Below are 25,758 nucleotides of genomic sequence, written 5' to 3'. Positions count from 1 at the left end.
AGTAAAACTTTCAAACTTGCGACATTCTCTTAACAAATGAACCTGTCGCGCCCCGTTCCGATGCACCCAATCGGAGCGCACGCACATATATGGAGCAGACATGACCGAACCCTTGATTCTTCAGCCCGCCAAGCCCGCAGACGCCTGCGTAATCTGGTTGCATGGCCTGGGTGCCGATCGCTACGACTTCCTGCCGGTGGCCGAAGCGTTGCAGCAAACTTTGCTGACCACACGCTTTGTATTGCCCCAGGCGCCGACCCGTCCGGTGACTATTAATGGCGGCTACGAGATGCCCAGTTGGTACGACATCAAGGCCATGAGCCCGGCCCGCTCGATCAGCCTGGAAGAGCTGGAAACGTCGGCCAAAATGGTCACGGATTTGATCAAGGAGCAAAAGAGCAGCGGAATAGACGCCTCGCGGATTTTCCTCGCCGGTTTCTCGCAAGGCGGCGCCGTGGTCTTCCACACCGCGTTCCTGAAATGGCAGGGCTCGCTGGGTGGCGTCATCGCCCTCTCCACCTATGCGCCGACCTTCGGTGACGAGCTGGAAATTTCCGCCAGCCAGCAGCGGATTCCGGCCCTGTGCCTGCACGGCCAATACGATGACGTGGTGCAGAACGCCATGGGTCGCAGCGCCTACGAGCATTTGAAGAGCCGTGGTGTCACCGTGACATGGCAGGAATACCCAATGGGTCACGAAGTGTTACCCCAGGAGATACACGACATAGGCACCTGGTTGGCCGCCCGCCTGGGCTGAAATCCATACATTATGTAGCCGTATGACAGACGCACTACGCCGCGCCCGATTCTTGCATTACACTGGCCGGCGTACATTCCTTAATCAATTAATGAGATCACCGTGCTCAAAGCACTTAAGAAGATGTTCGGCAAAAGCGAGGCTGAGCCGCTCGCGCCTGTTCCCAGTGCTCCTGCCCCCAAGCCCGGCCACCGCAACGACGGTAAACAGCCCGAGCGGACCGCACCTGTCGCCACGCCGAAGCCGCCTGCGGTGACACAGCCTGAACAGGCGAAACCGGCCGAGGTAGCGCCAACGCCTGCGCCTGCACCCAAAGCCCCCCGCCGCGAGCGCGCACCCAAACCGCCCGTGACGCCATGGAAACTCGAAGACTTCGTCGTCGAGCCCCAGGAAGGCAAAACCCGCTTCCACGATTTCAAACTGGCCCCGGAACTGATGCACGCCATCCAGGACCTGGGTTTCCCGTACTGCACGCCGATCCAGGCGCAAGTGCTGGGCTTCACCCTCGCGGGCAAAGACGCCATCGGCCGCGCCCAGACCGGCACCGGCAAGACCGCTGCGTTCCTGATCTCGATCATCACCCAGTTGCTGCAAACGCCGCCGCCCAAAGAGCGCTACATGGGTGAGCCGCGTGCACTGATCATCGCGCCGACCCGCGAGCTGGTGGTACAGATTGCCAAGGACGCCGCCGACCTGACCAAGTACACCGGCCTCAACGTCATGACGTTCGTGGGCGGCATGGACTTCGACAAACAGCTCAAGCACCTCGAAGCGCGTCACTGCGACATCCTGGTCGCCACGCCGGGCCGCCTGCTCGACTTCAACCAGCGCGGCGACGTGCACCTGGACATGGTCGAAGTAATGGTGCTGGACGAAGCCGACCGCATGCTCGACATGGGCTTCATCCCGCAAGTGCGCCAGATCATTCGCCAGACCCCGCCGAAAAACGAGCGCCAGACCCTGCTGTTCTCCGCGACCTTCACCGAAGACGTGATGAACCTTGCCAAGCAGTGGACCACCGACCCGTCCATCGTCGAGATCGAAGCGCTGAACGTCGCCAGTGAAAACGTCGAACAGCACATCTACGCCGTAGCCGGTGCCGACAAGTACAAGCTGCTGTACAACCTGGTCAACGACAACGGCTGGGAACGCGTAATGGTCTTTGCCAACCGCAAGGACGAAGTGCGCCGCATCGAAGAGCGCCTGGTGCGTGACGGCGTCAACGCCGCGCAACTGTCCGGCGACGTGCCACAGCACAAGCGCATCAAGACGTTGGAAGGTTTCCGCGAAGGCAAGATTCGCGTGCTGGTGGCCACCGACGTGGCCGGGCGCGGGATTCACATTGACGGCATCAGCCACGTGATCAACTTCACCCTGCCGGAAGTGCCGGACGACTACGTGCACCGTATTGGCCGTACCGGCCGTGCCGGGGCCGCGGGTGTGTCGATCAGCTTTGCGGGCGAGGATGATTCGTATCAGCTGCCGTCGATTGAGACCTTGCTGGGCCGCAAGATCAGCTGCGAAACACCGCCGACGCATTTGTTGCGGGCTGTGGAGCGTAAACGCCCTCAAGCCTGAAACGCGGTTAAAAATGTGGGAGCTGGCTATGTGGGAGCTGGCTTGCCTGCGATAGCATCTCCTCGGTGCAACTGAAAAACCGAGGTGCCTGTATCGCAGGCAAGCCAGCTCCCACACAAGCCCGGCTCCCACATTTGGATCTCCATACACCTTTAGTCAGGTGTTTATTTCCAGCGATCCGCCGCGGCGTGATCACTGCCCCGCCCGTCCACCCAGCGCGGGCCTTCCGGCGTGTTTTCTTTCTTCCAGAACGGCGCGCGGGTCTTCAGGTAGTCCATCACAAACGCACAGGCATCAAACGCCGCCTGGCGATGCGCGCTGGCGGCAGCCACGAAAACAATCGGCTCGCCCGGTTCAAGCGCGCCGATCCGGTGCAGCACTTCCAGCTTGAGCAATGGCCAACGCTGTTCGGCCTCGACCGTTATCTTGGCCAGGGCTTTTTCGGTCATGCCAGGGTAGTGCTCAAGAAACATCCCCGACACATCCCGCCCGTCATTGAAGTCGCGCACATAGCCGACAAAACTCACCACCGCGCCCACGCCGACATTCGCCGCGTGCATGGCATTGACTTCGAAGCCTGGGTCAAACGCCTCGGCCTGAACACGAATGGCCATGCTCAGCCTCCAGTTACAGGCGGGAAAAAGGCGACTTCATCACCGGCCTGCACCGGCTCATCAAGGCCACACAGCTCTTCGTTGCGCGCGCACATCAGGCTGGTTTCATTGAGCACCGCAAACTCCGGGTCACCGGCCAGCGCCAGGCGCACGGCATCGACGGTGGCGAAATCGCCCTCCATCTCCAGCGAATCAAAGCCCACCGCTTCGGCGTAGCGGGCAAAAAACAATACGTTGATGCTCATGCCTGGTCCGCCTTGAAATGCCCACTTTTGCCGCCGAGTTTTTCCAGCAGGCGGATGCTTTCGATGGTCATGCCACGGTCCACCGCCTTGCACATGTCGTAGATCGTCAGTGCAGCGACGCTGGCGGCGGTCAGTGCTTCCATCTCCACGCCGGTCTGGCCGCTGAGTTTGCAGCGCGCCAGGATACGCACGGCGTCCACGCCCTCGGCACTCAGCTCGACCTTGACGCCGGTGAGCATCAGCGGGTGACACAGCGGGATCAGATCACTGGTTTTTTTGGCGGCCTGGATCCCGGCAATGCGGGCCACGGCAAACACGTCGCCCTTGGGGTGGGCGCCGTCGACAATCATTTTCAGGGTCTCGGGCAGCATGCGCACCCGCGCTTCGGCCACCGCCTCACGGAACGTCACGGCTTTGTCGGTGACGTCGACCATATGGGCACGACCTTGGGAATCGAGATGAGTCAGCACAGGGATACTCCTGATCAGGAGGCCCGATTGTAAACCCAACACAGATCAAATGTGGGAGCGGGCTTGCTCGCGAAGGCGGTGTGTCAGCCAATACAGATATCGACTGAATCACCGCTTTCGCGAGCAAGCCCGCTCCCACATGGTTTGGTGGGTTATAGATGCGACTCGGCGTACTCGGCCAGAATCGAACGAGGAACACCCTGCAGCGCGATGTGCACGCCGTTCGGGAAGTCTTTGAAGCGTTCCGTCAGGTAAGTCAGCCCGGAGCTGGTCGCGGACAGGTAAGGGGTGTCGATCTGTGCCAGGTTGCCCAGGCACACCACTTTGGAACCGGCACCGGCACGCGTGATGATGGTTTTCATCTGGTGCGGCGTCAGGTTCTGGCATTCATCGATCAAAATCAGGCTTTGCTGGAAGCTGCGACCTCGGATGTAGTTGAGGGATTTGAACTGCAACGGCACTTTGCTGAGGATGTAATCGACGCTGCCATGGGTGTTTTCGTCATCCATGTGCAAGGCTTCGAGGTTGTCGGTGATAGCGCCCAGCCACGGCTCCATTTTTTCCGCTTCGGTGCCGGGCAGGAAGCCGATTTCCTGGTCCAGGCCCTGCACGCTGCGGGTGGCGATAATGCGCCGATAACGCTTGGTCACCATGGTCTGCTCGATGGCGGCGGCCAGGGCGAGGATGGTTTTCCCCGAGCCTGCGGCGCCGGTCAGGTTGACCAGGTGAATGTCCGGGTCGAGCAGCGCATACAGCGCCAGGCTCTGGTAGATGTCACGCGGTTTCAGGCCCCAGGCTTCCTGGTGCAACAGGGGTTCCTGATGCAGGTCGAGGATCAGCAGCTTGTCGACCTGGATCTCTTTGATCCAGCCCACAAAACCCTGTTCGTCGATAATGAATTCATTGATGTGCACGGCCGGCAGGTTGTCGATCAACTGCACCTGATGCCAGGTGCGGCCATGGTCCTGACGGGTTTCGACCTTGCTGACCAGGTCCCAGAAGGAGCCGGTCACGGTGTGATAACCACGCGACAGCATCGACACGTCGTCGACAAGCTGGTCGGTGCTGTAGTCCTCGGCAGCGATCCCACACGCTCGTGCCTTGAGGCGCATATTGATGTCTTTGGTCACCAGCACCAGGCGCAGGTCCTTGTCACGCGCGTGCAGGTCGATCAATTGGTTGATGATTTTGTTGTCGTTGAGGTTTTCCGGCAGCAGGCTGTTGGGCTCGCTGCGCTTGCTCATCAGAATCGACAGCAAGCCCTTGGGCCCGCTTTTGCCACGCTGGATCGGCACGCCGACCTCAACGTCCTCGGGTGAGGCTTCGCCCAGGGTCTTGTCGATCAGGCGGATGGCCTGGCGGCATTCGGCGGCAACGCTGTGGTGCCCGCTTTTGAGTTTGTCGAGCTCCTCAAGCACGATCATCGGGATGGCGACGTGGTGTTCTTCGAAATTAAGCAGTGCGTTTGGATCGTGGATCAATACGTTGGTATCAAGCACATAAAGGATTGGCTGGTCGGAAGAAGGGTTACGTCCATGATCATCCATACTCGGTCACCTTTGTGGGAGCCAGTCGACGCAATACCACAACAGTGCTGCGCCTCGATTCGACCACCGACTGCACCTGAGTGACGTCAAGTGCAGTGCCCACATGAGGAGTCTTGGAAGACGCCACCTGTGTTGCAGGTTTCGGCGATCTGACTTCGTAATACCGCAAAAACCATGACAGGAAAAAGCACTTTGACGCTTTTTTGAAGTTTATTTTTCAGGATGACGAATAGCACTAGCCGAGTGCCAGCCACCCCGTTAAAGTCGGAAGTCCACCTGCATCGAAATGTCGCACAAAATCACCCCAAAAATGCCTCATCCCCAACAGGGCCGGGCACTTCAGCTTTTTCAGCGAAACGCCTCCCGGCAGTCCTGCCAACCCAGCCCACTTTGCGCCGTTGCCTGCAGCAACATCGGCAATGCGACCCGCGCCTTGTCCTGGGTGTCGTGAAACACAATCACGCCTTTGCGCCACAGCAACATCAATGTCAGCACCCGTTGCGCCGACTCATCGGCCTTGAGTTTGCCCGGCTCGTCCTGGGAATCGATGTCCCACAACGCCACCTGCAAACCCTGGGACTGGAAGAAGCCCTGGCTGTCGGCACGGCGCTGGCCATACGGCGGGCGAAACAGCGGCACGTAGTTTTCCGGCATCAGGTTCTGCGCCAGTGAGGCGCTGCGGGTGATCGAGCTTTGCCAGTCGACCCAATGGCTGTGGGAACGATACTGCCAGCCCTGGGTGCCTACACACTGGCCTTGGTACAACGCCTGCACATCGGCGGCGGAACTGCGCTCCACGCGGGTCTGCAAGCTGCTGCCGAGGGCGAAGAAGGTGGCGTTCATCTTCTGCTTGCGCAGGTAATCGGTGAGCCAGTCGGTATTGCCGCTGACCGGTGCCGGGCCGCCGTCGAAGGTCAGCAGGAACAGGCGGTCGTTGAATTCATCGCCATTGCGCTCGTGATCGCCGAAACGCAGCACTTCACTGCCGATCTGCGGGAACAGCGCGGCTTTGCGCAGCAGTTCGTCGAGGTAGCGTTCGTGGAAATTATGGCTGGGGCCGGCCCAGCCTATATAGAAGGAGTTGTCGCTGACCTGGAACTTGCCGGCCTGCTCGCGCAGGTCGTCCATGTTTTCCACCAGGTAGCAGAACGAGGCGTCTTCTTCACAGCTTTGCTGGGCGAAGGTGTAGTTTTCCAGCAGGCGCTGCCAGAGCTGGCGACGCAGGTCATCGATGGCGGCCAGGTTGATGATCTTCAGGCCCAGGCGTTGCTTGAGCGCGGTTTCGTCCTGGTTCTCGCTGGCGAGCAGGCTGTGGGCGAACATCAGGATTTCGGCGCGCGAGGCCACGTCGAACAGCGCCGGGCTGCTGAGTTTTTCCGGCCAGGTGCCGCGGTCCAGGCTGGCCACCTCCACCGGCGCCGCATTGGCGGTCAGGCATAACAGGCAAGCTGATAATAAAAGCGCAATTCGCACCTAGGGTCTCCCTCTCCAGAATCACCGCCCATCATAGCGGATCGTGCCTATCGCCATCATAGGTGGAGTCAAAAGCCCCAACCCCCTAGAATCCCCCCACGTTTAAAGGAGCCAAGTTCATGCTGATGGTGATTTCCCCCGCCAAAACCCTCGATTTCGAGTCCAAGCCGGTAACCCCGCGCTTCACCCAGCCGCAATACCTCGACCACTCCCAGGAGCTGATCGAACAATTGCGTGAACTGAGCCCGGCGCAAATCAGCGAATTGATGCACGTCTCCGACAAGATCGGCGGCCTCAACGCCGCGCGCTTCGGCAGCTGGACGCCCGCGTTCACGCCGGAGAACGCCAAGCAGGCCCTGCTGGCCTTCAAGGGCGACGTCTACACCGGCCTCAACGCCGAGACCTTCAGCGACGCCGACTTCAGCTACGCCCAAGACCACCTGCGCATGCTCTCGGGCCTGTACGGCCTGCTGCGCCCTCTGGACTTGATGATGCCGTACCGCCTGGAGATGGGCACCAAACTGCCCAACGCCCGTGGCAAAGACCTCTATGCCTTCTGGGGCACCCGTATCAGTGAATGGCTCAACGAGGCACTCGCCGAGCAAGGTGATGACATGCTGCTCAACCTGGCCTCCAACGAGTACTTCTCGGCGGTCAAGCGCACGGCGCTGAACGCGCGCATCATCAATACCGAGTTCAAGGACCTGAAGAACGGCCAATACAAGATCATCAGCTTCTACGCGAAGAAAGCGCGGGGCATGATGAGCCGCTTCGTGATCGAAGAGCGCATCAACGACCCGGCCAAGCTCAAGCAGTTTGATGTACAGGGCTATCGCTTCAATGCGGAGCAGTCCAAGCCGGATAACCTGGTGTTCTTGCGCGATCACGCACCGGAATAAGGCCGTACACACGCTCACGGCCGCCATAGATCAACTGTGGGAGCTGGCTTGCCTGCGATAGCGGTGTATCAGTCGACTTATCTCTGACTGGAATACCGCTATCGCAGGCAAGCCAGCTCCCACATTTTTATCTGCGCTCCACACCAAAGACCGTCATTTATTTGGCGTCAAAAAACATCCTGACGCATTCCTAACGAATCTTTCACTCGACATTTCAGAAATTTTTTCGTAGTGGCACCACTTTTTTTAAAAGGTAGTGGCACAAAACTATCCCTGCGCGCCAACTCCCTATAACTACTGGCCCAAATAGCAAGTGCTATCAGTATAGTACCAGTGCCATCTTTTCTAATATTTCAAGAAATTTCCGGAAACAGGATGAGTGGCCAGGAACTTCACTCCAAAGCACCGCTCATACCACCGGTAACGAAATTCTCTGTTGCTGTAAGAGATGACTTACATGACCGACCAATGGAAGTAGCAAAGTTGTCACATACACTTTGACTGCGTGGTCATATTACCAACCGATTAGTTAAGAGCGGCGACAAGGATGAATTGCCACCCACTAAAAGGCCAAGGCTCAGCTTCCCCTAATGGGTCAGTGAGAAAACCCAAGGCATTGATATTTAGAGGCTTTATGCCTCTATCAACGCTCTGCGGCACTGGCGCCAGGCCCTTCTCCCAGGAAGGCCGGCTGCATTTCAGGGCAAGTACCAATAACAAGGCCATGTTTCGCACACCTTGAGTGCAATCGTTAGTCACTCGTTATTTAACATGCCTGCACACGGTAAGTCGGCGTCTATTCGCCCAACTTTCGTGGCAACTGTGACGCTTGCAAACATGAACTCCGGCCATCTAATTGGCATGATTAATATCGTCTTCAATGACAAAGAGGTAAATGCGATGCGCATCAGCATATTTGGTTTAGGTTACGTTGGCGCAGTCTGTGCCGGTTGCCTGTCTGCCCGTGGCCACGAAGTGGTCGGCGTAGACATCTCCCAGGAAAAGATTGACCTGATCAATGCGGGCAAATCGCCAATCGTTGAACCGGGTCTGGGTGAACTGTTGAGCCAAGGGATCGAGACCGGTCGACTGCGCGGTACTACCAACTTCGCCGAAGCCATCCGCGATACCGACTTGTCGATGATTTGCGTCGGCACGCCAAGCAAGAAAAACGGCGACCTGGAACTCAACTACATCGAATCGGTATGCCGCGAGATCGGTTTTGTCCTGCGTGACAAGACCACCCGCCACACCATCGTGGTGCGCAGCACCGTCTTGCCGGGCACTGTGGCCAATGTGGTCATCCCGATCCTCGAAGACTGCTCCGGCAAGAAAGCCGGCGTCGACTTCGGTGTTGCGGTCAACCCGGAATTCCTGCGTGAATCCACCGCCATCGCCGACTACGACCTGCCACCGATGACCGTCATCGGCGAGTTCGACAAAGCCTCCGGCGACGTCCTGCAGGCGCTGTACGAAGAACTCGACGCACCGATCATCCGCAAGGACATCGCCGTTGCCGAAATGATCAAGTACACCTGCAACGTGTGGCACGCCACCAAGGTGACCTTCGCCAACGAAATCGGCAACATCGCCAAGGCTGTCGGCGTCGATGGCCGCGAAGTGATGGAAGTGGTCTGCCAGGACAAGACCCTCAACCTGTCCCAGTACTACATGCGCCCAGGCTTCGCGTTCGGCGGCTCGTGCCTGCCAAAAGACGTGCGTGCCCTGACCTACCGCGCCAGCTCCCTGGACGTGGAAGCGCCGCTGCTCAACTCGCTGATGCGCAGCAACGAGTCCCAGGTGCAGAACGCCTTCGACATCGTCGAAAGCCACGACAAACGCAAAGTCGCGCTGCTGGGCCTGAGCTTCAAGGCCGGCACCGATGACCTGCGCGAAAGCCCATTGGTGGAACTCGCGGAAATGCTGATCGGCAAGGGCTACGACCTGAGCATCTACGACAGCAACGTCGAATATGCGCGTGTCCACGGCGCCAACAAGGACTACATCGAGGGCAAGATCCCGCACGTGTCGTCCCTGCTCAACTCGGACTTCGACGATGTGATCAACAACTCCGACGTGATCATCCTCGGCAACCGCGACGAGAAATTCCGTGCCCTGGCGCATAACGCCCCGCACGGCAAGCAAGTGGTCGACCTGGTGGGCTTCATGTCCAAGGCCACCAGCGTGACCGGCCGCACCGAAGGCATTTGCTGGTAACAGCAACGGCAAGTTTCAGGCTGCAAGCGTACCAATCCCCAGCGCTTGCAGCCTGGAGCCTTCTTCACCTTCGGATGACGCTTATGTCCAAGTTAAAACACGTACTGCTCCAATCTGCCGGCTGGCTGTTCTTCTTGAGCCTGCTGATGGGACTCGCCCTGCTCTTACCGGCGAGTACGTTCGACTCCGAGTCGAAGAATTTTATTTTCCTGATTGGCGCCGTCGGTATCTGGCGCTACTCGATGGGTGCTACGCATTTCTTTCGCGGCATGCTGTTCCTGTATGTGGTCTACCCGCACCTGCGCCGTAAAGTGCGCAAGCTGGGCAAGTCGGCGGACCCGTCCCATGTGTTCCTGATGGTCACCAGTTTTCGTATCGATGCACTGACCACCGCACAGGTTTACAGCTCGGTCATTCGCGAGGCCATCGAATGCGGCTTCCCCACCACCGTGGTCTGCTCGCTGGTGGAAATGTCCGATGAGCTGCTGGTGAAAAGCCTGTGGGAACGCATGAACCCACCGGAACACGTGAAGCTCGATTTCGTACGCATCGCCGGTACTGGCAAGCGCGACGGCCTGGCCTTTGGCTTCCGCGCCATCTCCCGCCACCTGCCGGACGACCGTGCGGTGGTAGCAGTGATCGATGGCGACACCGTGCTCGCCGAAGGCGTAGTGCGCAAAACCGTGCCGTGGTTCCAGCTGTTCGGCAATGTCGGCGGCCTGACCACCAACGAGTTCTGCGAAGTGCGCGGCGGCTACATCATGAGCGAATGGCACAAGCTGCGCTTCGCCCAGCGCCACATCAACATGTGCTCCATGGCCCTGTCCAAGCGCGTGCTGACCATGACCGGTCGCATGTCGGTGTTCCGTGCCAGCGTGGTCACCGACCCGGGCTTTATCGCCGACGTGGAAAGCGACTCGCTGCAACACTGGCGCCTGGGCCGTTTCAAGTTCCTGACCGGCGATGACAAGTCCAGCTGGTTCAGCCTGATGCGCCTGGGCTACGACACCTTCTACGTGCCGGACGCCGCGATCAACACCGTGGAACACCCGCCGGAAAAGAGCTTTATCAAGGCCAGCCGCAAGCTGATGTTCCGCTGGTACGGCAACAACCTGCGCCAGAACTCCCGCGCCCTGGGCCTGGGCGTGCGTCGGCTCGGCCTGTTCACCAGCGTGGTGTTGTTCGACCAGCGCGTGTCGATGTGGACCTCCCTGCTCGGCCTGACCGTGGCAATCATCGCCACCTTCAAATACGGCGGCGCGTTCATCCTCGCGTACCTGCTGTGGATCGGCATCACCCGCCTGATTCTGACCCTGCTGCTGTCGTGCTCCGGCCACAAGATCGGCCCGGCGTACCCGGTGATTCTCTATTACAACCAGATCATGGGCGCGCTGGTGAAGATCTACGTGTTCTTCCGCCTTGATCAACAGTCCTGGACCCGCCAGGACACCAAACTGACCCGCGATTTGGCCAGCTTTCAACGTTGGTTCAACACCTGGTCGTCTCGGACCATGACCTTCTCCGCCGGCAGCATTTTCATCGCCGTGTTGCTGATGATGGTCTGACCCTGCCAAGCCTGAATTAACTAGGAACTACACACCATGAATAGCCAAGTAAACGCCAACGTTGTCCACGAGTCCGAAGCCCAGCGCCAACATGCCCGCGTGAAAATCCCGGCCAAGCTGCGCTTCTTCAACACCGACCGTTCCCAGACCGAAGCGCGGGTGATCGACCTGTCCGCCGGTGGCCTGGCGTTCACCGCCACCCAGCCGCTGACCGTCGGTGAAGTGCACAAAGGCCGCCTGCAATTCGTCATCGACAACCTAGGCCTGGCGATGGACGTAGAGCTGCAGATTCGCTCCTACGACCGCCAGACCGGCCGCACCGGTTGCCAGTTCCAGAACCTGGAACAACAAGACATCTCGACCCTGCGCCACTTGATCACCTCGCACTTGTCCGGCGACATTGTGACCATGGGCGACGTACTCGCCACCCTGCAACGCGACAACTTCACCAAGGCGCGCAAGGTCAAGGACGGCGGCAGCGGCATGACCGCGTTCGGTCGCCTGCGCGCCGTGGTGTTCAGCGCAGGTATTTTCATCGTCGGCCTCGCCGCATTCGGCTTTGTCTTCAAGTCGGTGTATGGCATGTACTTCGTCAGCCACGCCCAGGCCGGCCTGGTCAGCGTGCCGGGCATGAACGTGACGATGCCGCGCGACGGCACCGTGCAAAGCCTGCTCAAAGGTGACGCGGTCGCGGCCAAAGGCGCGCCACTGGCGACCTTCAGCACCAGCATGCTCGATGTGCTCAAGGGCCATCTGGACGAAGACCAACTGCAACCGGCCAAGGTTGAAGAGCTGTTCGGCAAGCAAATGACCGGCACCCTGACCTCGCCGTGTGATTGCGTGGTTGCCCAGCAAATGGTCGCCGACGGCCAGTACGCCAACAAGGGCGATGTGATCTTCCAACTGGTGCCACGCGGCAGCCTGGCCAACGTGGAAGCGCGCTTCACCTATCGCCAGTTCGCCGACGTTCGCCCAGGCACTCCAGTGAGTTTCCAGGTCGCCGACGAAGAACAGATCCGCACTGGCACCATCGTCAGCAGCACCAGCCTGAACAGCGCCGACCTGTCCTCCGACATCCGCGTGCAGATCAAGCCGGACGCACCGCTGGACAGCACCTACGCCGGCCGCCCGGTTGAAGTGACCAGCGACCGTGGCCCGTCCCTGAACTGGCTGATCGACAAAGCCACGGCTCACGGTCTGTAAGCGAGGACATGCCTGTGATGACTCTCTCAAATACACCGCAATCCCTGTGGGAGCGGGCTTGCTCGCGAAAGCAGTGTGTCAGCCAACACATGCATCAACTGACACGCCCTCTTCGCGAGCAAGCCCGCTCCCACATGGGTACTGCGGCGTTGCTGGCTGTTGCGGTCAGTCTCGCCGGTTGCGCCGGCCTGCCCGACCAGCGCCTGGCCAACGAAGCCTTGAAGCGCGGCGACACCGTCACCGCCCAGCAGAATTACCAGCAACTGGCAGACCTGGGTTACAGCGAGGCCCAAGTCGGCCTGGCCGATATCCAGGTGACCACCCGCGACCCCGAGCAAATCCGCCAGGCCGAGGCCACCTACCGCGCCGCTGCCGATACCTCGCCCCGCGCTCAGGCGCGCCTGGGTCGCCTGTTGGTGGCCAAACCCGGCGCCACCGAGGCTGAGCAGCATGAAGCCGAAGGCCTGTTGAAAAAAGCCTTTGCCAATGGCGAAGGCAACACCCTGATCCCGCTGGCGATGCTGTACCTGCAATACCCGCACAGCTTCCCCAACGTGAATGCCCAGCAGCAGATCAGCAAATGGCAAGCGGCGGGTTACCCGGAAGCCGGTCTGGCCCAGGTGCTGCTGTACCGCACCCAGGACACCTACGACCAGCATCTGGATGACGTGGAGCGCATCTGCAAGGCCGCGCTGAACACCACCGACATCTGCTACGTCGAGCTGGCCACGGTCTACCAGAAAAAAGCCGAGCCGGAAAAACAGGCCGAACTGCTCAAGCAGATGGAAGCCGGTTACAGCCGTGGCACCGTCACCGCACAACGCGTCGACAGCGTCGCACGTGTCTTGGGTGATGCGACCCTGGGCAAAACCGACGAGAAAACCGCGCAAGCGCTGCTGGAAAAAATCGCCCCTGGCTACCCCGCTTCCTGGGTCAGCCTGGCGCAACTGCTCTACGACTTCCCGGAACTGGGTGACGTCGACCAGATGATGAAGTACCTGGACAACGGCCGCGCCGCCGACCAGCCGCGCGCCGAGCTGTTGCTGGGCAAGCTCTATTACGAAGGCAAGTGGGTGCCGGCCGACGCCAAGGCCGCCGAAGCGCATTTCGAAAAAGCCGTGGGCAAGGAAGTGGCCGCCGATTACTACCTCGGCCAGATCTACCGCCGGGGCTACCTGGGCAAGGTCTATTCGCAAAAAGCCCTCGACCACCTGCTGACCGCTGCACGCAACGGCCAGAACAGCGCCGACTTCGCCATCGCCCAGTTGTTTTCCCAAGGCAAGGGCACCAAGCCCGACCCATTGAACGCCTATGTCTTCAGCCAGTTGGCTAAAGCCCAGGACACGCCAGAGGCCAATGACTTGGCCACGCAGCTCGAAGCCCCGCTCACGCCGGAGCAACGCGCCGAAGGCCAACGCCTGGTGCAACAGGAACTGGCCGCGCGCGGCACCCTGGCCCAGAGCACGCTGCAACTGCACGCCCTGCAAGAAGAAGACGGCGAGGAATCCCTATGAAGCTCAACCCATTCGTCAAGGCCGGCATCGGCCTGACCTTCGCCCTGCTGTGGTCGTGCCCGACCCTGGCCGCGCTGACCGAAGCCAAGAACTTCGGCCTGGAAGTCAAAGCCACCGCGCAGTCCGAAGATGACCGCGACCTCGGCACGCAGAAAGGCGGCGACGTCAACGGCATCGGCCTCGACCTGCGCCCGTGGGTCTACGGCGAAAGCGGCGCGTGGAGCGCCTACGCCATGGGTCAGGCCGTGACCTCCAGCGACATCATCGAGACCGACACCCTGCAACAGTCGGCCGATGACACCACCGAACAATCGAGCAACGACGACCGCAAAGCCAAGAAAAACTACTTGGCCCTGCGCGAGTTCTGGGTCGGCTACAGCGGCTTTACGCCCTACCCTGGCGAGATCCTCAAGTTCGGTCGCCAGCGCCTGCGCAATGACGACGGCCAATGGCGCGACACCAACATCGAGGCGCTGAACTGGACCTTCGACACCACCTTGCTCAAGGCCAATGTCGGCGCCGCCGAACGCTTCAGCGAATACCGCACCGACCTCAAGGAACTGTCGCCCAAGGACAAGGACCGCCAGCACTTCTACGCCGACGCCGCCTACCAGTGGACGCCGGGCCAGTGGATCGGCCTGCGCGGTCACCACACCCACGACGACGGCAAGCTCGACTACGCCGAACCGGGCGTGGCCACCGACCCGTTGGACAAACGCGAGAATGGCGACCTGACCTGGCTCGGCATCGAAGCCAACAGCGACGCCTACAACTGGCGCAACACCAACACCGTCAACTACTGGGCCAGCGTCACCGGCATGAAAGGCGACCGCGACACGGTCAACGCCCTGAACAAAGACGGCACTCGCCCAACCGAAGCCAAGCGCAGCGACGACGTGAGTGGCTGGGCCACCGACCTCGGCATTCGCCTGCGTCTGGACCCGCAGTGGCAAGTCGGCGCGGCGTACTCCCGCGCGAGCGCCAACTACGAGCAGAACGGCCTGCAAAGCAACCGCTCGAACTGGACCGGCACCCAGTCCCGCGTGCACCGCTTCGGCGAGGCGTTTCGCGGCGAAATGAACAACATGCAGTCGATGAGCCTGTTCGGTTCCTGGCAGCTGCGTGAGGACTACGACGCCAGCCTGGTCTACCACAAGTTCTGGCGTGTCGACGGCAACAAGCCGGTGGGCAGCAACGGCATCGATGCCGTGCAGAACAACACCGACGACGTGACCGGCGCGATCCTGTCCAGCACTTCCCTGCCGCTCGAAGACGGCAAGAAGGACCTGGGCCAGGAGATGGACCTGGTGGTCACCAAGTACTTCAAGAAAGGCCTGCTGCCGGCCGCGCTCAGCCAGTCGATCGACGAACCGTCGGCGCTGGTGCGCTTTCGTGCCGGCGTGTTCAAGACGGGTGACGCGTATGGCAGCCAGGTCGACTCGTACATGCATCGCGCCTTTGTCGACGTGATCTGGAAGTTCTGATGGGAGCCTGCGCAATGATTCCTCAAAAAATGCTGGTTGCCGCGATGCTGATGGCCAGTGCCACAGCGTTTGCCGACACCCCGCAGCAGGGCAAGGCGCCGACCATCGCCAAAGAACTGCAACAGGCCAAGACCTACACCATTTCCAGCCCGCCGACGGCGCCGCTGGAAATGGCCAAGCCCGCGCTGCCGGACCTGTCGGGCTACACCGGCGCGGCGATGGAAAAAAAGATCGTCAGAACCAAGCCGGGCAAAATCAGCATCCGCCGCATGATGCAGGAAGACGCGCTCAAGGACTTTATCGGCGGCGACAACAAGATGGCCGAATGGGTGGTGCGCCAGCACGGCATTCCCCAGGCGATCTTTGTCGACGACGGCTACATGAACCTCAAGGACCTGCTCGGCAAAGTGCCCAAGCAGTACCTCAGCGAAACCTCGCCGGGCGTGTTTCTGGCCAAGCTGCCGATCGTGGTCGGGCGCAAAGGCATCCTCGAAATAGACAAGAAAACCCAGGAGCTGCGCCTGTCGCAACAAGCCGGTTCGTTCCTGATCAACGACGGCCAGCTGTTTGTGCGTGACACCCGGATCACCGGCTGGAATGAAAAGACCAATGGCCCGGCACTGTTCCAGTCACCCAAGGAATTCCGCCCGTTCCTGCTGGCCTGGGGCGGCACCGAGACCTACGTCGCCAACAGCAAAATGGCCAGTTTCGGCTACGCCAACAGTAAGTCGTACGGGGTGAGTATTTCCCAGTACACGCCGAACATGGCCAAGGTGCTCAAGCGCCCTGAGCCGACCGGCTGGATCGTCGATTCCGAGTTCTCGGACATGTGGTACGGCTTCTACTGCTACGAGACCACGGGCTTTGTGCTCAAGGGCAACACCTACAAAGACAACATCGTCTACGGCATTGACCCGCACGACCGTTCCCACGGCCTGATCATCGCCGACAACACCGTCTACGGCACCAAGAAGAAGCACGGCATCATCATTTCCCGTGAAGTGAACGACAGCTTCATCTTCAACAACCGCAGCTACGACAACAAGCTGTCGGGCCTGGTGATCGACCGTAACAGCGTCAACAACCTGATCGCCGACAACGAGATCTACCGCAACCACACCGACGGCATCACGCTGTATGAAAGCGCCGACAACCTGCTGTGGGGCAACAAGGTGATCGCCAACCGTCGCCACGGCATTCGTATCCGTAACAGCGTGAACATCCGCCTGTACGAGAACACCGCGATGGCCAACGGCCTGACCGGCGTGTACGGCCACATCAAGGATTTGACCGACACCGACCGCGACATCGCCCTCGACCCGTTCGACGCCAAGGTCTCGCTGATCGTGGTTGGCGGTGAATTGGCGGGTAACGGCAGCGGGCCGCTGTCGATCGACTCGCCACTGAGTGTCGAGCTGTACCGCGTGTCGATGCTGGCGCCGACCAAATCCAGCGGTATCAGCTTCAACGGCGTGCTGGGTGATCGGCAGGAAGAAATTCTCGACCTGTTGGTGCGCCAACAGAAAGCCGTGCTGATTGACCCTGTCGAACGCCAGACCGAAATGCAGGACTGAGGATGACCCTTATGCACCCACACATGATCAAACTGCTGAGCCTCTCGGGTCTGACCCTCGGCCTGCTGGCGGCCAGCCAAGGCGTACGCGCCGATGAAATCAAGGCGCCGACCTTTACCGCCGAACCGTGCTGCAGCCTGTGCCCGGCCGCCCATGACGCGAAGAACTACACCACGCGTTACCAGCAGAACTTCACCACCCTGGTGCAAGCCCAGGGCGACTGGCTGTTCCGTACCCAGGAAGATTTGCGCACCGAATTCGACACCAGCCCCGCCGGCTACAAACGCATGCAGCAGCTGCACGATGCGTTCAAGGCCAAGGGCGTGGAACTGGTGGTGGTCTACCAGCCGACCCGTGGCCTGGTGAACCGCAACAAGCTCAACCCGGAAGAAAAAGCCAAGTTCGATTTCGACAAGGCACTGGGCAACTACAAGACCATGCTCGGCCGTTTCGCCAAGATGGGTTACGTGGTGCCGGACCTCTCGCCGCTGACTAACGAGCAACTGCCGGATGAACTGCCGGCCCACGATTTCTACTTCCGTGGCGACCAACACTGGACCCCTTACGGCGCCCAGCGCACGGCAAAAATCGTCGGTGCCAAAGTCCGTGCGATGCCTGAGTTCGCGGATATTCCCAAGCGTGAGTTCGAAACCAAGCGCTCCGGGCGCATGGGCAAGACCGGCACCTTGCACAACATGGCCGGGCAACTGTGCGGCACCAGCTACGCGATCCAGTACATGGACCAGTTCACCACCGAACCCAAGGGCGAAGCCGGTGACGGCGACCTCTTCGGCGATTCGGGCAACCCGCAGATTACCCTGGTCGGCACCAGCCACAGCGGCAAGAACTACAACTTTGCCGGTTTCCTGGAACAGGAAATCGGTGCCGACATCCTCAACGTCGCCTTCCCTGGCGGTGGTCTCGAAGGCTCGATGATCCAGTACCTGGGCAGCGACGAATTCCAGAAAACCCCGCCGAAAATTCTGATCTGGGAATTCTCGCCGCTGTACCGCCTCGACCAGGAGACCATCTACCGCCAGATGATGTCGCTGCTCGACAACGGCTGCGAAGGCAAGACCGCGCAGATGAGCGCCAGCACGACGTTGAAACCCGGCAAGAACGAATTGCTGGTGAACAGTTCGAACAAAGACCTGCGTAACAGCAGTCACCAGGTCGACATCCGCTTCGCCGACCCGTCGGTGAAAACCTTGCAAGCCACCCTCTGGTACATGAACGGGCGCCACGAGGACATCAAGATCGAGAAACCCGAAACATCCGATACAGACGGGCGTTTCGCCTTTGAACTGCGCACCGATGAAGACTGGGCCTCGCAGAACTTGCTGGCCGTTGAAGTGCAGGGCCCCGAAGCGGGTGCTGCCGCGCAGAAAGTCGAAGCGAAAATTTGCACACGCAACGTATTCCCAGCGGGTGGTCAACAGACTGCCTCAACGCCGTGAATTAAGTATGCAATGAGGTTACCTATGCAGAAGTTATTGATCCCATCGTTACTGGGCCTGGCGATATTCGCCGGCGCAGCCAACGCCGCCGCGCCACTGCGCCCGCCCCAGGGTTATTTCGCCCCGGTGGAAGCGTTCAAGACCGGCGACTTCAAGAATGACTGCGACGCCATGCCGGCGCCGTACACCGGCTCGCTGCAATTTCGCAGCAAGTACGAAGGTTCGGACAAAGCCCGTTCCACCCTGAATGTGCAATCCGAAAAAGCCTTTCGCGACAGCACCGCCGACATCACCAAGCTGGAAAAAGACACCAGCAAGCGCGTGATGCAGTTCATGCGCGACGGTCGTCCGCAGCAACTGGAATGCACCCTGAACTGGCTTACCAGCTGGGCCAAGGCGAATGCGTTGATGTCCAAGGACTTCAACCACACCGGCAAGTCCATGCGCAAATGGGCGTTGGGCAGCATGGCCTCGGCCTATGTGCGCCTGAAGTTCTCCGACTCGCACCCGCTGGCCAACCACCAGCAGGAATCGCAGTTGATCGAAGCCTGGTTCAACAAGCTGGCCGATCAGGTGGTGAGCGATTGGGACAACCTGCCGCTGGAAAAAACCAACAACCACTCCTACTGGGCTGCCTGGTCGGTGATGGCGACGTCCGTCGCCGTCAACCGCCGCGACCTGTTTGATTGGGCGGTGAAGGAATACAAAGTCGGCGCCAACCAGGTCGATGACCAGGGCTTTTTGCCCAACGAATTGAAGCGTCAGCAACGGGCCTTGTCGTACCACAACTACGCGCTGCCACCGCTGTCGATGATCGCCAGTTTTGCCCTGGTTAATGGTGTTGATTTGCGCCAGGAAAACAACGGCGCGTTGAAACGCCTGGGTGACAAAGTGCTGGCCGGGGTCAAAGACCCGGAAATCTTCGAGAAGAAGAACGGCAAGGAACAGGACATGAAGGATCTCAAGGAGGACATGAAGTTCGCCTGGCTTGAACCCTTCTGCACCCTCTACACCTGCGCCCCGGATGTGCTCGAACGCAAGCATGGCATGCAGCCGTTCAAGACCTTCCGACTGGGCGGTGACCTGACCAAGGTCTACGACCCGACGCATGAGAAAGGCAACAAAGGCAACTAGCGGCTGATGATCGTTCCCACGCTCCGCGTGGGAATGCAGCCAGGGACGCTCTGCGTCCCAAAAGCGGACGCAGAGCGTCCAGTGAGGCATTCCCACGCAGAGCGGGGGAACGATCACAGCCTCCCCCGAAATCGTGGGGGGGGGGGTTGGGGGGGCTCTGGCCCTTGACTGTCTGTTAAACATGGAGAGATCGGGATGGTTTTCTCGTCCAATGTGTTCCTGTTTCTGTTCTTGCCGATCTTTCTCGGCTTGTACTACTTGAGCGGGCAACGCTATCGCAACCTGCTGCTGCTGATTGCCAGCTATGTGTTCTACGCCTGGTGGCGAGTGGACTTCCTGGCGCTGTTCGCCGCCGTGACGCTGTGGAATTACTGGATCGGCCTCAAGGTCGGTGCCGCCGGCGTGCGCACCAAGCCGGCCCAGCGCTGGCTGTTGCTCGGCGTGGCAATCGACCTGTGCATCCTCGGCTACTTCAAGTACGCCAACTTCGGTGTCGACAGCATCAACGTGATGATGAAGTCGGCGGGCCTGGAGCCGTTCATTCTGACCCACGTGCTGTTGCCGATCGGGATCTCGTTCTACATCTTCGAGTCGATCAGCTACATCATCGACGTGTACCGCGGTGACACCCCGGCCACGCGCAACCTCATCGACTTTGCGGCGTTCGTGGCGATCTTCCCGCACTTGATTGCCGGCCCGGTGTTGCGCTTTCGCGACCTGGCCGACCAGTTCAACAACCGCACGCACACCCTCGACAAGTTCTCCGAGGGCTGCACGCGGTTCATGCAGGGTTTCATCAAGAAAGTCTTTATCGCCGACACCCTGGCGGTGGTGGCCGACCATTGCTTCGCCCTGCAAAACCCCACTACCGGCGATGCCTGGCTCGGCGCGCTGGCCTACACCGCGCAGCTGTACTTCGACTTCTCCGGCTACAGCGACATGGCCATCGGTTTGGGCTTGATGATGGGTTTTCGCTTCATGGAAAACTTCAAACAGCCGTACATCAGCCAGTCGATCACCGAGTTCTGGCGCCGCTGGCACATCAGCCTGTCGACCTGGCTGCGTGACTACCTGTACATCACCCTGGGCGGCAACCGTAAAGGCACGCTGACCACTTACCGCAACCTGTTCCTGACCATGCTGCTCGGTGGCCTGTGGCATGGCGCGAACATCACCTACATCGTGTGGGGCGCCTGGCACGGCATGTGGCTGGCGATTGAAAAAGCCATCGGCCTCAACACCGCGCCGCGCAGCTTCAACGTGGTGCGCTGGGCCTTCACCTTCCTGCTGGTGGTGATGGGCTGGGTGATCTTCCGCGCCGAGAACCTGCACGTTGCCGGCCGTATGTACGGTGCGATGTTCAGCTTTGGCGAGTGGTCACTGTCGGAACTCAACCGCGCCAGCCTCACCGGCCTGCAAGTGGCAACCCTGGTGGTGGCATACGCAACGCTGGCGTTCTTCGGCCTGCGCGACTTCTACACCAATCGCCCTGCCGAGAAAGCCAAGCCGGCCGACCCGAGCTTGATCAAAGCGGTGCCTGGCGACAACCCGGACAGCATCCACCAGCCAGGTTTCACCGTCGGCCAGGACGCCGCCGTACAACCGGCCTACTGGACCGCTGACTGGCCACGCTACGCCATGCGCGCTGCGGTGCTGCTGCTGTTCGTGGCGTCGATTCTCAAACTGTCGGCGCAGAGTTTCTCGCCGTTCCTTTACTTCCAATTCTGAGGGAGCCGACCATGACCCGTTCATTCCGCGTCCTCTATATCGCGCTGTTCCTGCTGGTGCTGCTGGCCCTGGGCGCCTGGTCGCTGCGCAGTTTCTTCGGCTTCAGCACCAATGCCGACGCCACAGTGCTCAACGGCCGCTGGACCAAAGCCGTCGAGACGCACTACGACGACCAGTTCCCGATCAAGCGCATCGGCACCAACCTGTGGGCGGCGCTGGACTACAAGCTGTTCAACGAAGGTCGCCCTGGCGTGGTGCTGGGTCGCGATCACTGGTTGTACAGCGACGAGGAGTTCAACCCCATCGTCAACGAAGACCAGAACCTTGAGGGCAACTATGCGCTGGTCGAAGGCGTGCGCCAGAAGCTCAAGGCCCAAGGCATTCAATTGGTGATGGCCATCGTGCCGGCCAAGGTGCGCCTGTACCCGGAACACCTGGGTGAAGTAAAACCGGCGAGCATCCACGCCAACCTGTACGAAGACTTCCACGTCCGTGTCGCGGCCGACAAGATCATCGCCCCGGACCTGCTCGGCCCGTTGCAACAGGCCAAGCTGGGTGGCACGCAAGTGTTCCTGCGCACCGACACACACTGGACGCCGGACGGCGCCGAAATCGCCGCCAAGCAATTAGCCAAGACCATTGCTGAAAAAACACCTTTGAGCGGCGAGCCGCAGCGCTTTGTCACCGAAGCGGAAAAGACCGAACCCCACAGAGGCGACCTGCGTCTGTTCCTGCCGCTGGACCCGCTGTTTGAAAACCTGATGCCGCCTAAAGAGCCGCTGCAAAAACGCGTCACGCACCTGGCTGAAAACAAAGGCGACGACGCCCTGTTTGCGGACAGTGAAACCCCGGTGGCACTGGTCGGTACCAGCTACAGCGCCAACCCCAACTGGAACTTCGTCGGCGCGCTCAAGCAAGCCTTGCACAGCGACGTCATCAACTACTCCGAAGACGGCCACGGCCCGATTCTGCCGATGCTCAGCTACCTGAAAAGCGACGACTTCAAGAACCGCCCGCCACAGGTGCTGATCTGGGAGTTCCCTGAACGTTATCTGCCCGTCAACAACGAAATCGGTGACGCCGACCCGCAGTGGGTTGCGCAGCTTAAACAAGCCGGTTCGCGCCAACAGAACATGGCACTGAACACCCCAGCTAAAACCCAAAAATCCGAGACGCCCGACCGGGCGCAAAACTGAAAGAGAGGTAACTCACATGACTTTCACTACAACTCCTCGTCGTCTCGCCAAGACTCTGGCCCTGGCTGCCGGTATGAGCATTGTGTCGATGTCCGCCTTCGCCGGTGGTGACGCCGCGCTCTACGGCCCAACCGCACCAAAAGGTTCGAGCTTCGTACGTGTGTACAACGCTTCCAACCAGGAAGTCAGCGCCACCGTCGGCGCCACCAACCTCAGCGACGTTGCGCCACTGGCCAGCAGCGACTTCAGCTTTATGCCGGGCGGTGACTACAGCGCCAAGGTCGGCAGCCAGACCGTGCCGGTCAAGCTCGCCGCCGATCATTACTACACCCTGGTCAACAGCGGCAGCGGCCAGCCACAGCTGATCGAAGAACCGCCGTTCAAGAACAAGCAGAAATCCCTGGTACGCGTGCAGAACCTCAGCGACAAGGCCCTGACCTTGAAGACGGCCGACGGCAAGACCGACGTGGTCAAGTCGGTGGCTGCCAAAGGCCGCGGCGAGCGCGAAATCAACCCAGTGAAAGTGAGCCTGGCGTTGTATGACGGTGACAAGAAAGTCGGCGATGTGAAGCCGGTGGCGTTGGAACGTGGTGAGGCGGCGGTGCTGTACGTGACCGGTTCCGGTTCGAGCATTTCGCCAGTCTGGGTGAAACGCCCAGTGTCGACCCGCTGATTAGCTTTTCAATTTGACGCTCCCCCTGTGGGAGCGGGCTTGCTCGCGAATGCGGTGGTTCAGCAACAGATGTGCTGACTGAAACACCGCTTTCGGGAGCAAGCCCCCTCCCACAGGCTCTGACCCAAATCGATTCAAGGAGAAACCCCCATGATTCCAGTTATCCTTTCCGGTGGTAGCGGCTCACGTCTTTGGCCGCTTTCCCGTAAACAGTTCCCGAAACAATTCCTGGCCCTGACCGGCGAGCACACGCTGTTCCAGCAAACCCTGGAGCGCCTGGTGTTCGAAGGCATGGACTCACCGATTGTGGTCTGCAACAAAGACCACCGCTTTATCGTCAACGAGCAACTGAGTGCGCGTAACCTCGAATGCCAGCGCATCCTGATGGAGCCGTTCGGGCGCAACACCGCACCGGCCGTGGCCTTGACCGCGATGATGCTGGTCAACGAAGGCCGCGACGAACTGATGCTGGTGCTGCCGGCCGACCACGTGCTCGACGACCAGAAAGCCCTGCAGCGCGCCCTGGCACTGGCCACCGTGGCCGCCGAGCGTGGCGAGATGGTGCTGTTCGGCGTACCGGCCACCCGCCCGGAAACCGGTTATGGCTACATCAAGTCCACCAATGATTCGCTGCTGCCCGAAGGCGTGAGCCTTGTGCAGCAGTTCGTGGAAAAACCGGATGAAAAACGCGCTGTCGAGTTTGTCAAAAGCGGCGGTTATTTCTGGAACAGCGGCATGTTCCTGTTCCGTGCCAGCCGTTTCCTCGAAGAGCTGAAAAAGCACGACCCGGACATCTACGACACTTGCGTGCTGACCCTGGAGCGCAGTGAGCAGACCGCCGACACCGTGACCTTCGACGAAGCCACGTTCGCCTGCTGCCCGGACAATTCCATCGACTACGCCGTGATGGAAAAAACCCAGCGCGCCTGTGTGGTGCCGTTGAGTGCCGGTTGGAGCGACGTGGGTTGCTGGGCCTCGCTGTGGGCGGTCAACGACAAAGACGCCAACGGTAACGTCAGCAAAGGCGACGTGGTGATCCAGGACAGCCGCAACTGCATGATCCACGGCAACGGCAAACTGGTGTCGGTGATCGGCCTGGACAACATCGTGGTGGTGGAAACCAAAGACGCGATGATGATTGCCCACAAAGACAAGGTTCAGGGCGTCAAGCAGATGGTCAACACCCTCAACGACCAGGGCCGCAGCGAAACCCAGAACCACTGTGAAGTCTATCGTCCGTGGGGTTCCTACGACTCGGTGGACATGGGCGGGCGTTTCCAGGTCAAGCACATCTCGGTCAAGCCGGGCGCGTGCCTGTCGCTGCAAATGCACCACCACCGCGCCGAACACTGGATCGTGGTCAGCGGCACGGCGGAAGTCACCTGTGACGACAACGTGTTCCTGCTCTGCGAGAACCAGTCCACCTACATCCCGATCGCCTCGGTGCACCGCCTGCGCAACCCGGGCAAGATCCCGTTGGAAATCATCGAAGTGCAATCGGGCAGCTACCTGGGCGAAGACGATATCGAGCGGTTCGAAGATATCTATGGACGCTCCACGCCGGTTGAACGTGGCGTGTCGGTGAAAACTATCGCGCAATAAAACAGTCGTAAAAAGAAGCCCTCACCCAGCCCATTGCGTCCCCTATCCGCAGTGGGTTGGGTGGGGACTGATCGTTCCCACGCTCCGCGTGGGAATGCCGCCTGGGACGCTCCGCGTCCCGCCCTCCGCGCACTGGTGACGCAGAGCGTCACGGGATGCATGCCCACGCAGAGCGTGGGAACGATCAGCTGTAAGGGCCTCATCGCAGGCAAGCCAGCTCCCACAGGGGAATGCATTCCAACTGTGGGAGCTGGCTTGCCTGCGATGGCGTCCGCCCAACCAACAGTTATCTCAAGCTAGCCAATCCCACCTACGCTTAAGTTAGGATGCTCGTTCTCTATTCGAGGTGGTCTCCATGTTCATCGGCGTTCTACTGATCATCACCTGGCTGATCCTGCTGCTGCGCTACCCTGCCAAGGCCTTGCCGGTGTCCCTTGCCGCCGCCGTCGGCCTGGGCTTTGTGGCGATTTGGGTGGTATGGCTGGACAACCGCGAAGCCTCGCAACTGTCGCGCCTGGAACTGCGCATCAGCTACGCGCCGCAAGAATGCCCCGCCGATCGCCCGTTAAAACTGATCCTGAACAACGGCAATGACGTGCCCCTCACAGAATTGCGCTGGCGCGTCGCCGCCTATGCACCGGGCGACACGGTGAACCTGGCCGACAACGTCTATGCTGCCCCACGCTATCGTGGCCCCGGCGAGTTGCAGGCCGGCGCCACCTGGGATGATTGCCTGCCCACACCGCCGTTGCGCCCTGGCTATCGCCCGCAAACCCTGGAATTCCGCGCCGAGCACCTGCAAGGCAGTTTCTCGGACTGACAAAGGAT

The 25,758-nt window shown here is 60.2% G+C and carries 21 protein-coding genes; 16 read left to right on the top strand and 5 right to left on the bottom strand.

All coding sequences use genetic code 11. The annotated features are described in order from the left end of the window. Positions 1 to 100: 100 nt before the first annotated feature. The gene (locus PspR76_RS05815; protein WP_159954346.1) at positions 101 to 757 is read left to right on the top strand and encodes an alpha/beta hydrolase; all 657 of its coding nucleotides are present in this window, start codon (positions 101 to 103) and stop codon (positions 755 to 757) included. A 96-nt stretch (positions 758 to 853) separates the two neighbouring features. Next, positions 854 to 2,335 (top strand): ATP-dependent RNA helicase RhlB, encoded by a 1,482-nt coding sequence (rhlB, locus tag PspR76_RS05810; RefSeq protein ID WP_159961337.1) that lies wholly within the window; start codon positions 854 to 856, stop codon positions 2,333 to 2,335. A gap of 164 nt (positions 2,336 to 2,499) precedes the next feature. Here rhlB and moaE read toward each other — a convergent pair whose 3' ends face one another. The 5 genes from moaE to PspR76_RS05785 all read right to left on the bottom strand — a co-directional run bounded on the left by moaE (position 2,500) and on the right by PspR76_RS05785 (position 6,684). Next, a complete protein-coding gene (moaE, locus tag PspR76_RS05805) occupies positions 2,500 to 2,949 on the bottom strand; it encodes a molybdopterin synthase catalytic subunit MoaE (protein ID WP_159954345.1) in 450 nt (149 codons plus the stop codon). Between the two features lie 2 nt (positions 2,950 to 2,951). Next, a complete protein-coding gene (gene moaD / locus PspR76_RS05800; protein ID WP_159954344.1) occupies positions 2,952 to 3,194 on the bottom strand; it encodes a molybdopterin converting factor subunit 1 in 243 nt (80 codons plus the stop codon). Beyond that, positions 3,191 to 3,664: a cyclic pyranopterin monophosphate synthase MoaC gene (gene moaC / locus PspR76_RS05795; RefSeq protein WP_159954343.1), complete on the bottom strand. Its 474-nt coding sequence runs from the start codon at positions 3,662 to 3,664 to the stop codon at positions 3,191 to 3,193. The genes moaD and moaC overlap by 4 nt, the downstream gene beginning before the upstream one ends. Positions 3,665 to 3,816: 152 nt before the next feature. After that, entirely contained in the window at positions 3,817 to 5,211 is a 1,395-nt protein-coding gene (locus PspR76_RS05790; RefSeq protein ID WP_012722339.1) for a PhoH family protein, read from the bottom strand. Between the two features lie 348 nt (positions 5,212 to 5,559). Then, positions 5,560 to 6,684, bottom strand: coding sequence for a polysaccharide deacetylase family protein (locus PspR76_RS05785; protein WP_159954342.1), 1,125 nt, complete (start codon positions 6,682 to 6,684; stop codon positions 5,560 to 5,562). Positions 6,685 to 6,803: 119 nt separating this feature from the next. Here PspR76_RS05785 and yaaA point away from each other — a divergent pair, with 119 nt between their 5' ends. The 14 genes from yaaA to PspR76_RS05715 all read left to right on the top strand — a co-directional run bounded on the left by yaaA (position 6,804) and on the right by PspR76_RS05715 (position 25,750). Then, positions 6,804 to 7,583 (top strand): peroxide stress protein YaaA, encoded by a 780-nt coding sequence (gene yaaA / locus PspR76_RS05780; protein ID WP_159954341.1) that lies wholly within the window; start codon positions 6,804 to 6,806, stop codon positions 7,581 to 7,583. Positions 7,584 to 8,483: 900 nt separating this feature from the next. Next, positions 8,484 to 9,800 (top strand): nucleotide sugar dehydrogenase, encoded by a 1,317-nt coding sequence (locus PspR76_RS05775; RefSeq protein WP_159954340.1) that lies wholly within the window; start codon positions 8,484 to 8,486, stop codon positions 9,798 to 9,800. 83 nt (positions 9,801 to 9,883) lie between these two features. After that, entirely contained in the window at positions 9,884 to 11,365 is a 1,482-nt protein-coding gene (gene alg8 / locus PspR76_RS05770; RefSeq protein ID WP_162530290.1) for a mannuronan synthase, read from the top strand. Between the two features lie 36 nt (positions 11,366 to 11,401). Next, complete coding sequence (locus PspR76_RS05765; RefSeq protein WP_159954338.1) at positions 11,402 to 12,568, top strand: alginate biosynthesis protein Alg44; 1,167 nt, start codon at positions 11,402 to 11,404, stop codon at positions 12,566 to 12,568. An 89-nt stretch (positions 12,569 to 12,657) separates the two neighbouring features. After that, positions 12,658 to 14,082, top strand: coding sequence for an alginate biosynthesis TPR repeat lipoprotein AlgK (gene algK / locus PspR76_RS05760; protein ID WP_420029964.1), 1,425 nt, complete (start codon positions 12,658 to 12,660; stop codon positions 14,080 to 14,082). After that, positions 14,079 to 15,566, top strand: coding sequence for an alginate export family protein (locus tag PspR76_RS05755; protein ID WP_159954337.1), 1,488 nt, complete (start codon positions 14,079 to 14,081; stop codon positions 15,564 to 15,566). The genes algK and PspR76_RS05755 overlap by 4 nt, the downstream gene beginning before the upstream one ends. Beyond that, entirely contained in the window at positions 15,566 to 17,140 is a 1,575-nt protein-coding gene (gene algG / locus PspR76_RS05750; RefSeq protein WP_159954336.1) for a mannuronan 5-epimerase AlgG, read from the top strand. The genes PspR76_RS05755 and algG overlap by 1 nt, the downstream gene beginning before the upstream one ends. Before the next feature lie 11 nt (positions 17,141 to 17,151). Next, complete coding sequence (locus tag PspR76_RS05745) at positions 17,152 to 18,597, top strand: alginate O-acetyltransferase (RefSeq protein WP_159954335.1); 1,446 nt, start codon at positions 17,152 to 17,154, stop codon at positions 18,595 to 18,597. Positions 18,598 to 18,621: 24 nt separating this feature from the next. Further along, positions 18,622 to 19,731, top strand: a complete 1,110-nt coding sequence (locus tag PspR76_RS05740; RefSeq protein ID WP_159954334.1) for a mannuronate-specific alginate lyase — start codon at positions 18,622 to 18,624, stop codon at positions 19,729 to 19,731. A 195-nt stretch (positions 19,732 to 19,926) separates the two neighbouring features. Beyond that, on the top strand, positions 19,927 to 21,459 hold the full coding sequence (locus PspR76_RS05735) for an MBOAT family O-acyltransferase (protein WP_159954333.1): 1,533 nt from the start codon (positions 19,927 to 19,929) through the stop codon (positions 21,457 to 21,459). A gap of 11 nt (positions 21,460 to 21,470) precedes the next feature. Continuing rightward, positions 21,471 to 22,655, top strand: a complete 1,185-nt coding sequence (locus PspR76_RS05730; protein ID WP_159954332.1) for an alginate O-acetyltransferase — start codon at positions 21,471 to 21,473, stop codon at positions 22,653 to 22,655. A 16-nt stretch (positions 22,656 to 22,671) separates the two neighbouring features. After that, entirely contained in the window at positions 22,672 to 23,328 is a 657-nt protein-coding gene (locus PspR76_RS05725) for an alginate O-acetyltransferase AlgF (protein ID WP_083360051.1), read from the top strand. 150 nt (positions 23,329 to 23,478) lie between these two features. Next, entirely contained in the window at positions 23,479 to 24,930 is a 1,452-nt protein-coding gene (locus PspR76_RS05720; RefSeq protein WP_159954331.1) for a mannose-1-phosphate guanylyltransferase/mannose-6-phosphate isomerase, read from the top strand. Between the two features lie 355 nt (positions 24,931 to 25,285). Further along, positions 25,286 to 25,750 (top strand): multidrug transporter, encoded by a 465-nt coding sequence (locus PspR76_RS05715; RefSeq protein ID WP_159954330.1) that lies wholly within the window; start codon positions 25,286 to 25,288, stop codon positions 25,748 to 25,750. The last annotated feature ends 8 nt before the right edge of the window (positions 25,751 to 25,758 follow it).

Source organism: Pseudomonas sp. R76 (genome assembly GCF_009834565.1).
Lineage (GTDB): Bacteria > Pseudomonadota > Gammaproteobacteria > Pseudomonadales > Pseudomonadaceae > Aquipseudomonas.
The sequence above is the reverse complement of the archived record's forward strand: the minus strand, read 5'-3'. Positions and strand labels throughout refer to the sequence as shown.

Excerpts from the sequence above, each read along its gene's own strand:
- PspR76_RS05815 (WP_159954346.1), top strand. The coding sequence starts at position 101 with ATGACCGAACCCTTGATTCTTCAGCCCGCCAAGCCCGCAGACGCCTGC.
- moaE (WP_159954345.1), bottom strand. The coding sequence starts at position 2,949 with ATGGCCATTCGTGTTCAGGCCGAGGCGTTTGACCCAGGCTTCGAAGTC.
- moaD (WP_159954344.1), bottom strand. The coding sequence starts at position 3,194 with ATGAGCATCAACGTATTGTTTTTTGCCCGCTACGCCGAAGCGGTGGGC.
- PspR76_RS05790 (WP_012722339.1), bottom strand. The coding sequence starts at position 5,211 with ATGGATGATCATGGACGTAACCCTTCTTCCGACCAGCCAATCCTTTAT.
- yaaA (WP_159954341.1), top strand. The coding sequence starts at position 6,804 with ATGCTGATGGTGATTTCCCCCGCCAAAACCCTCGATTTCGAGTCCAAG.
- PspR76_RS05775 (WP_159954340.1), top strand. The coding sequence starts at position 8,484 with ATGCGCATCAGCATATTTGGTTTAGGTTACGTTGGCGCAGTCTGTGCC.
- alg8 (WP_162530290.1), top strand. The coding sequence starts at position 9,884 with ATGTCCAAGTTAAAACACGTACTGCTCCAATCTGCCGGCTGGCTGTTC.
- PspR76_RS05765 (WP_159954338.1), top strand. The coding sequence starts at position 11,402 with ATGAATAGCCAAGTAAACGCCAACGTTGTCCACGAGTCCGAAGCCCAG.
- algK (WP_420029964.1), top strand. The coding sequence starts at position 12,658 with ATGCATCAACTGACACGCCCTCTTCGCGAGCAAGCCCGCTCCCACATG.
- PspR76_RS05755 (WP_159954337.1), top strand. The coding sequence starts at position 14,079 with ATGAAGCTCAACCCATTCGTCAAGGCCGGCATCGGCCTGACCTTCGCC.
- algG (WP_159954336.1), top strand. The coding sequence starts at position 15,566 with ATGGGAGCCTGCGCAATGATTCCTCAAAAAATGCTGGTTGCCGCGATG.
- PspR76_RS05745 (WP_159954335.1), top strand. The coding sequence starts at position 17,152 with ATGCACCCACACATGATCAAACTGCTGAGCCTCTCGGGTCTGACCCTC.
- PspR76_RS05740 (WP_159954334.1), top strand. The coding sequence starts at position 18,622 with ATGCAGAAGTTATTGATCCCATCGTTACTGGGCCTGGCGATATTCGCC.
- PspR76_RS05735 (WP_159954333.1), top strand. The coding sequence starts at position 19,927 with ATGGTTTTCTCGTCCAATGTGTTCCTGTTTCTGTTCTTGCCGATCTTT.
- PspR76_RS05730 (WP_159954332.1), top strand. The coding sequence starts at position 21,471 with ATGACCCGTTCATTCCGCGTCCTCTATATCGCGCTGTTCCTGCTGGTG.
- PspR76_RS05725 (WP_083360051.1), top strand. The coding sequence starts at position 22,672 with ATGACTTTCACTACAACTCCTCGTCGTCTCGCCAAGACTCTGGCCCTG.
- PspR76_RS05720 (WP_159954331.1), top strand. The coding sequence starts at position 23,479 with ATGATTCCAGTTATCCTTTCCGGTGGTAGCGGCTCACGTCTTTGGCCG.
- PspR76_RS05715 (WP_159954330.1), top strand. The coding sequence starts at position 25,286 with ATGTTCATCGGCGTTCTACTGATCATCACCTGGCTGATCCTGCTGCTG.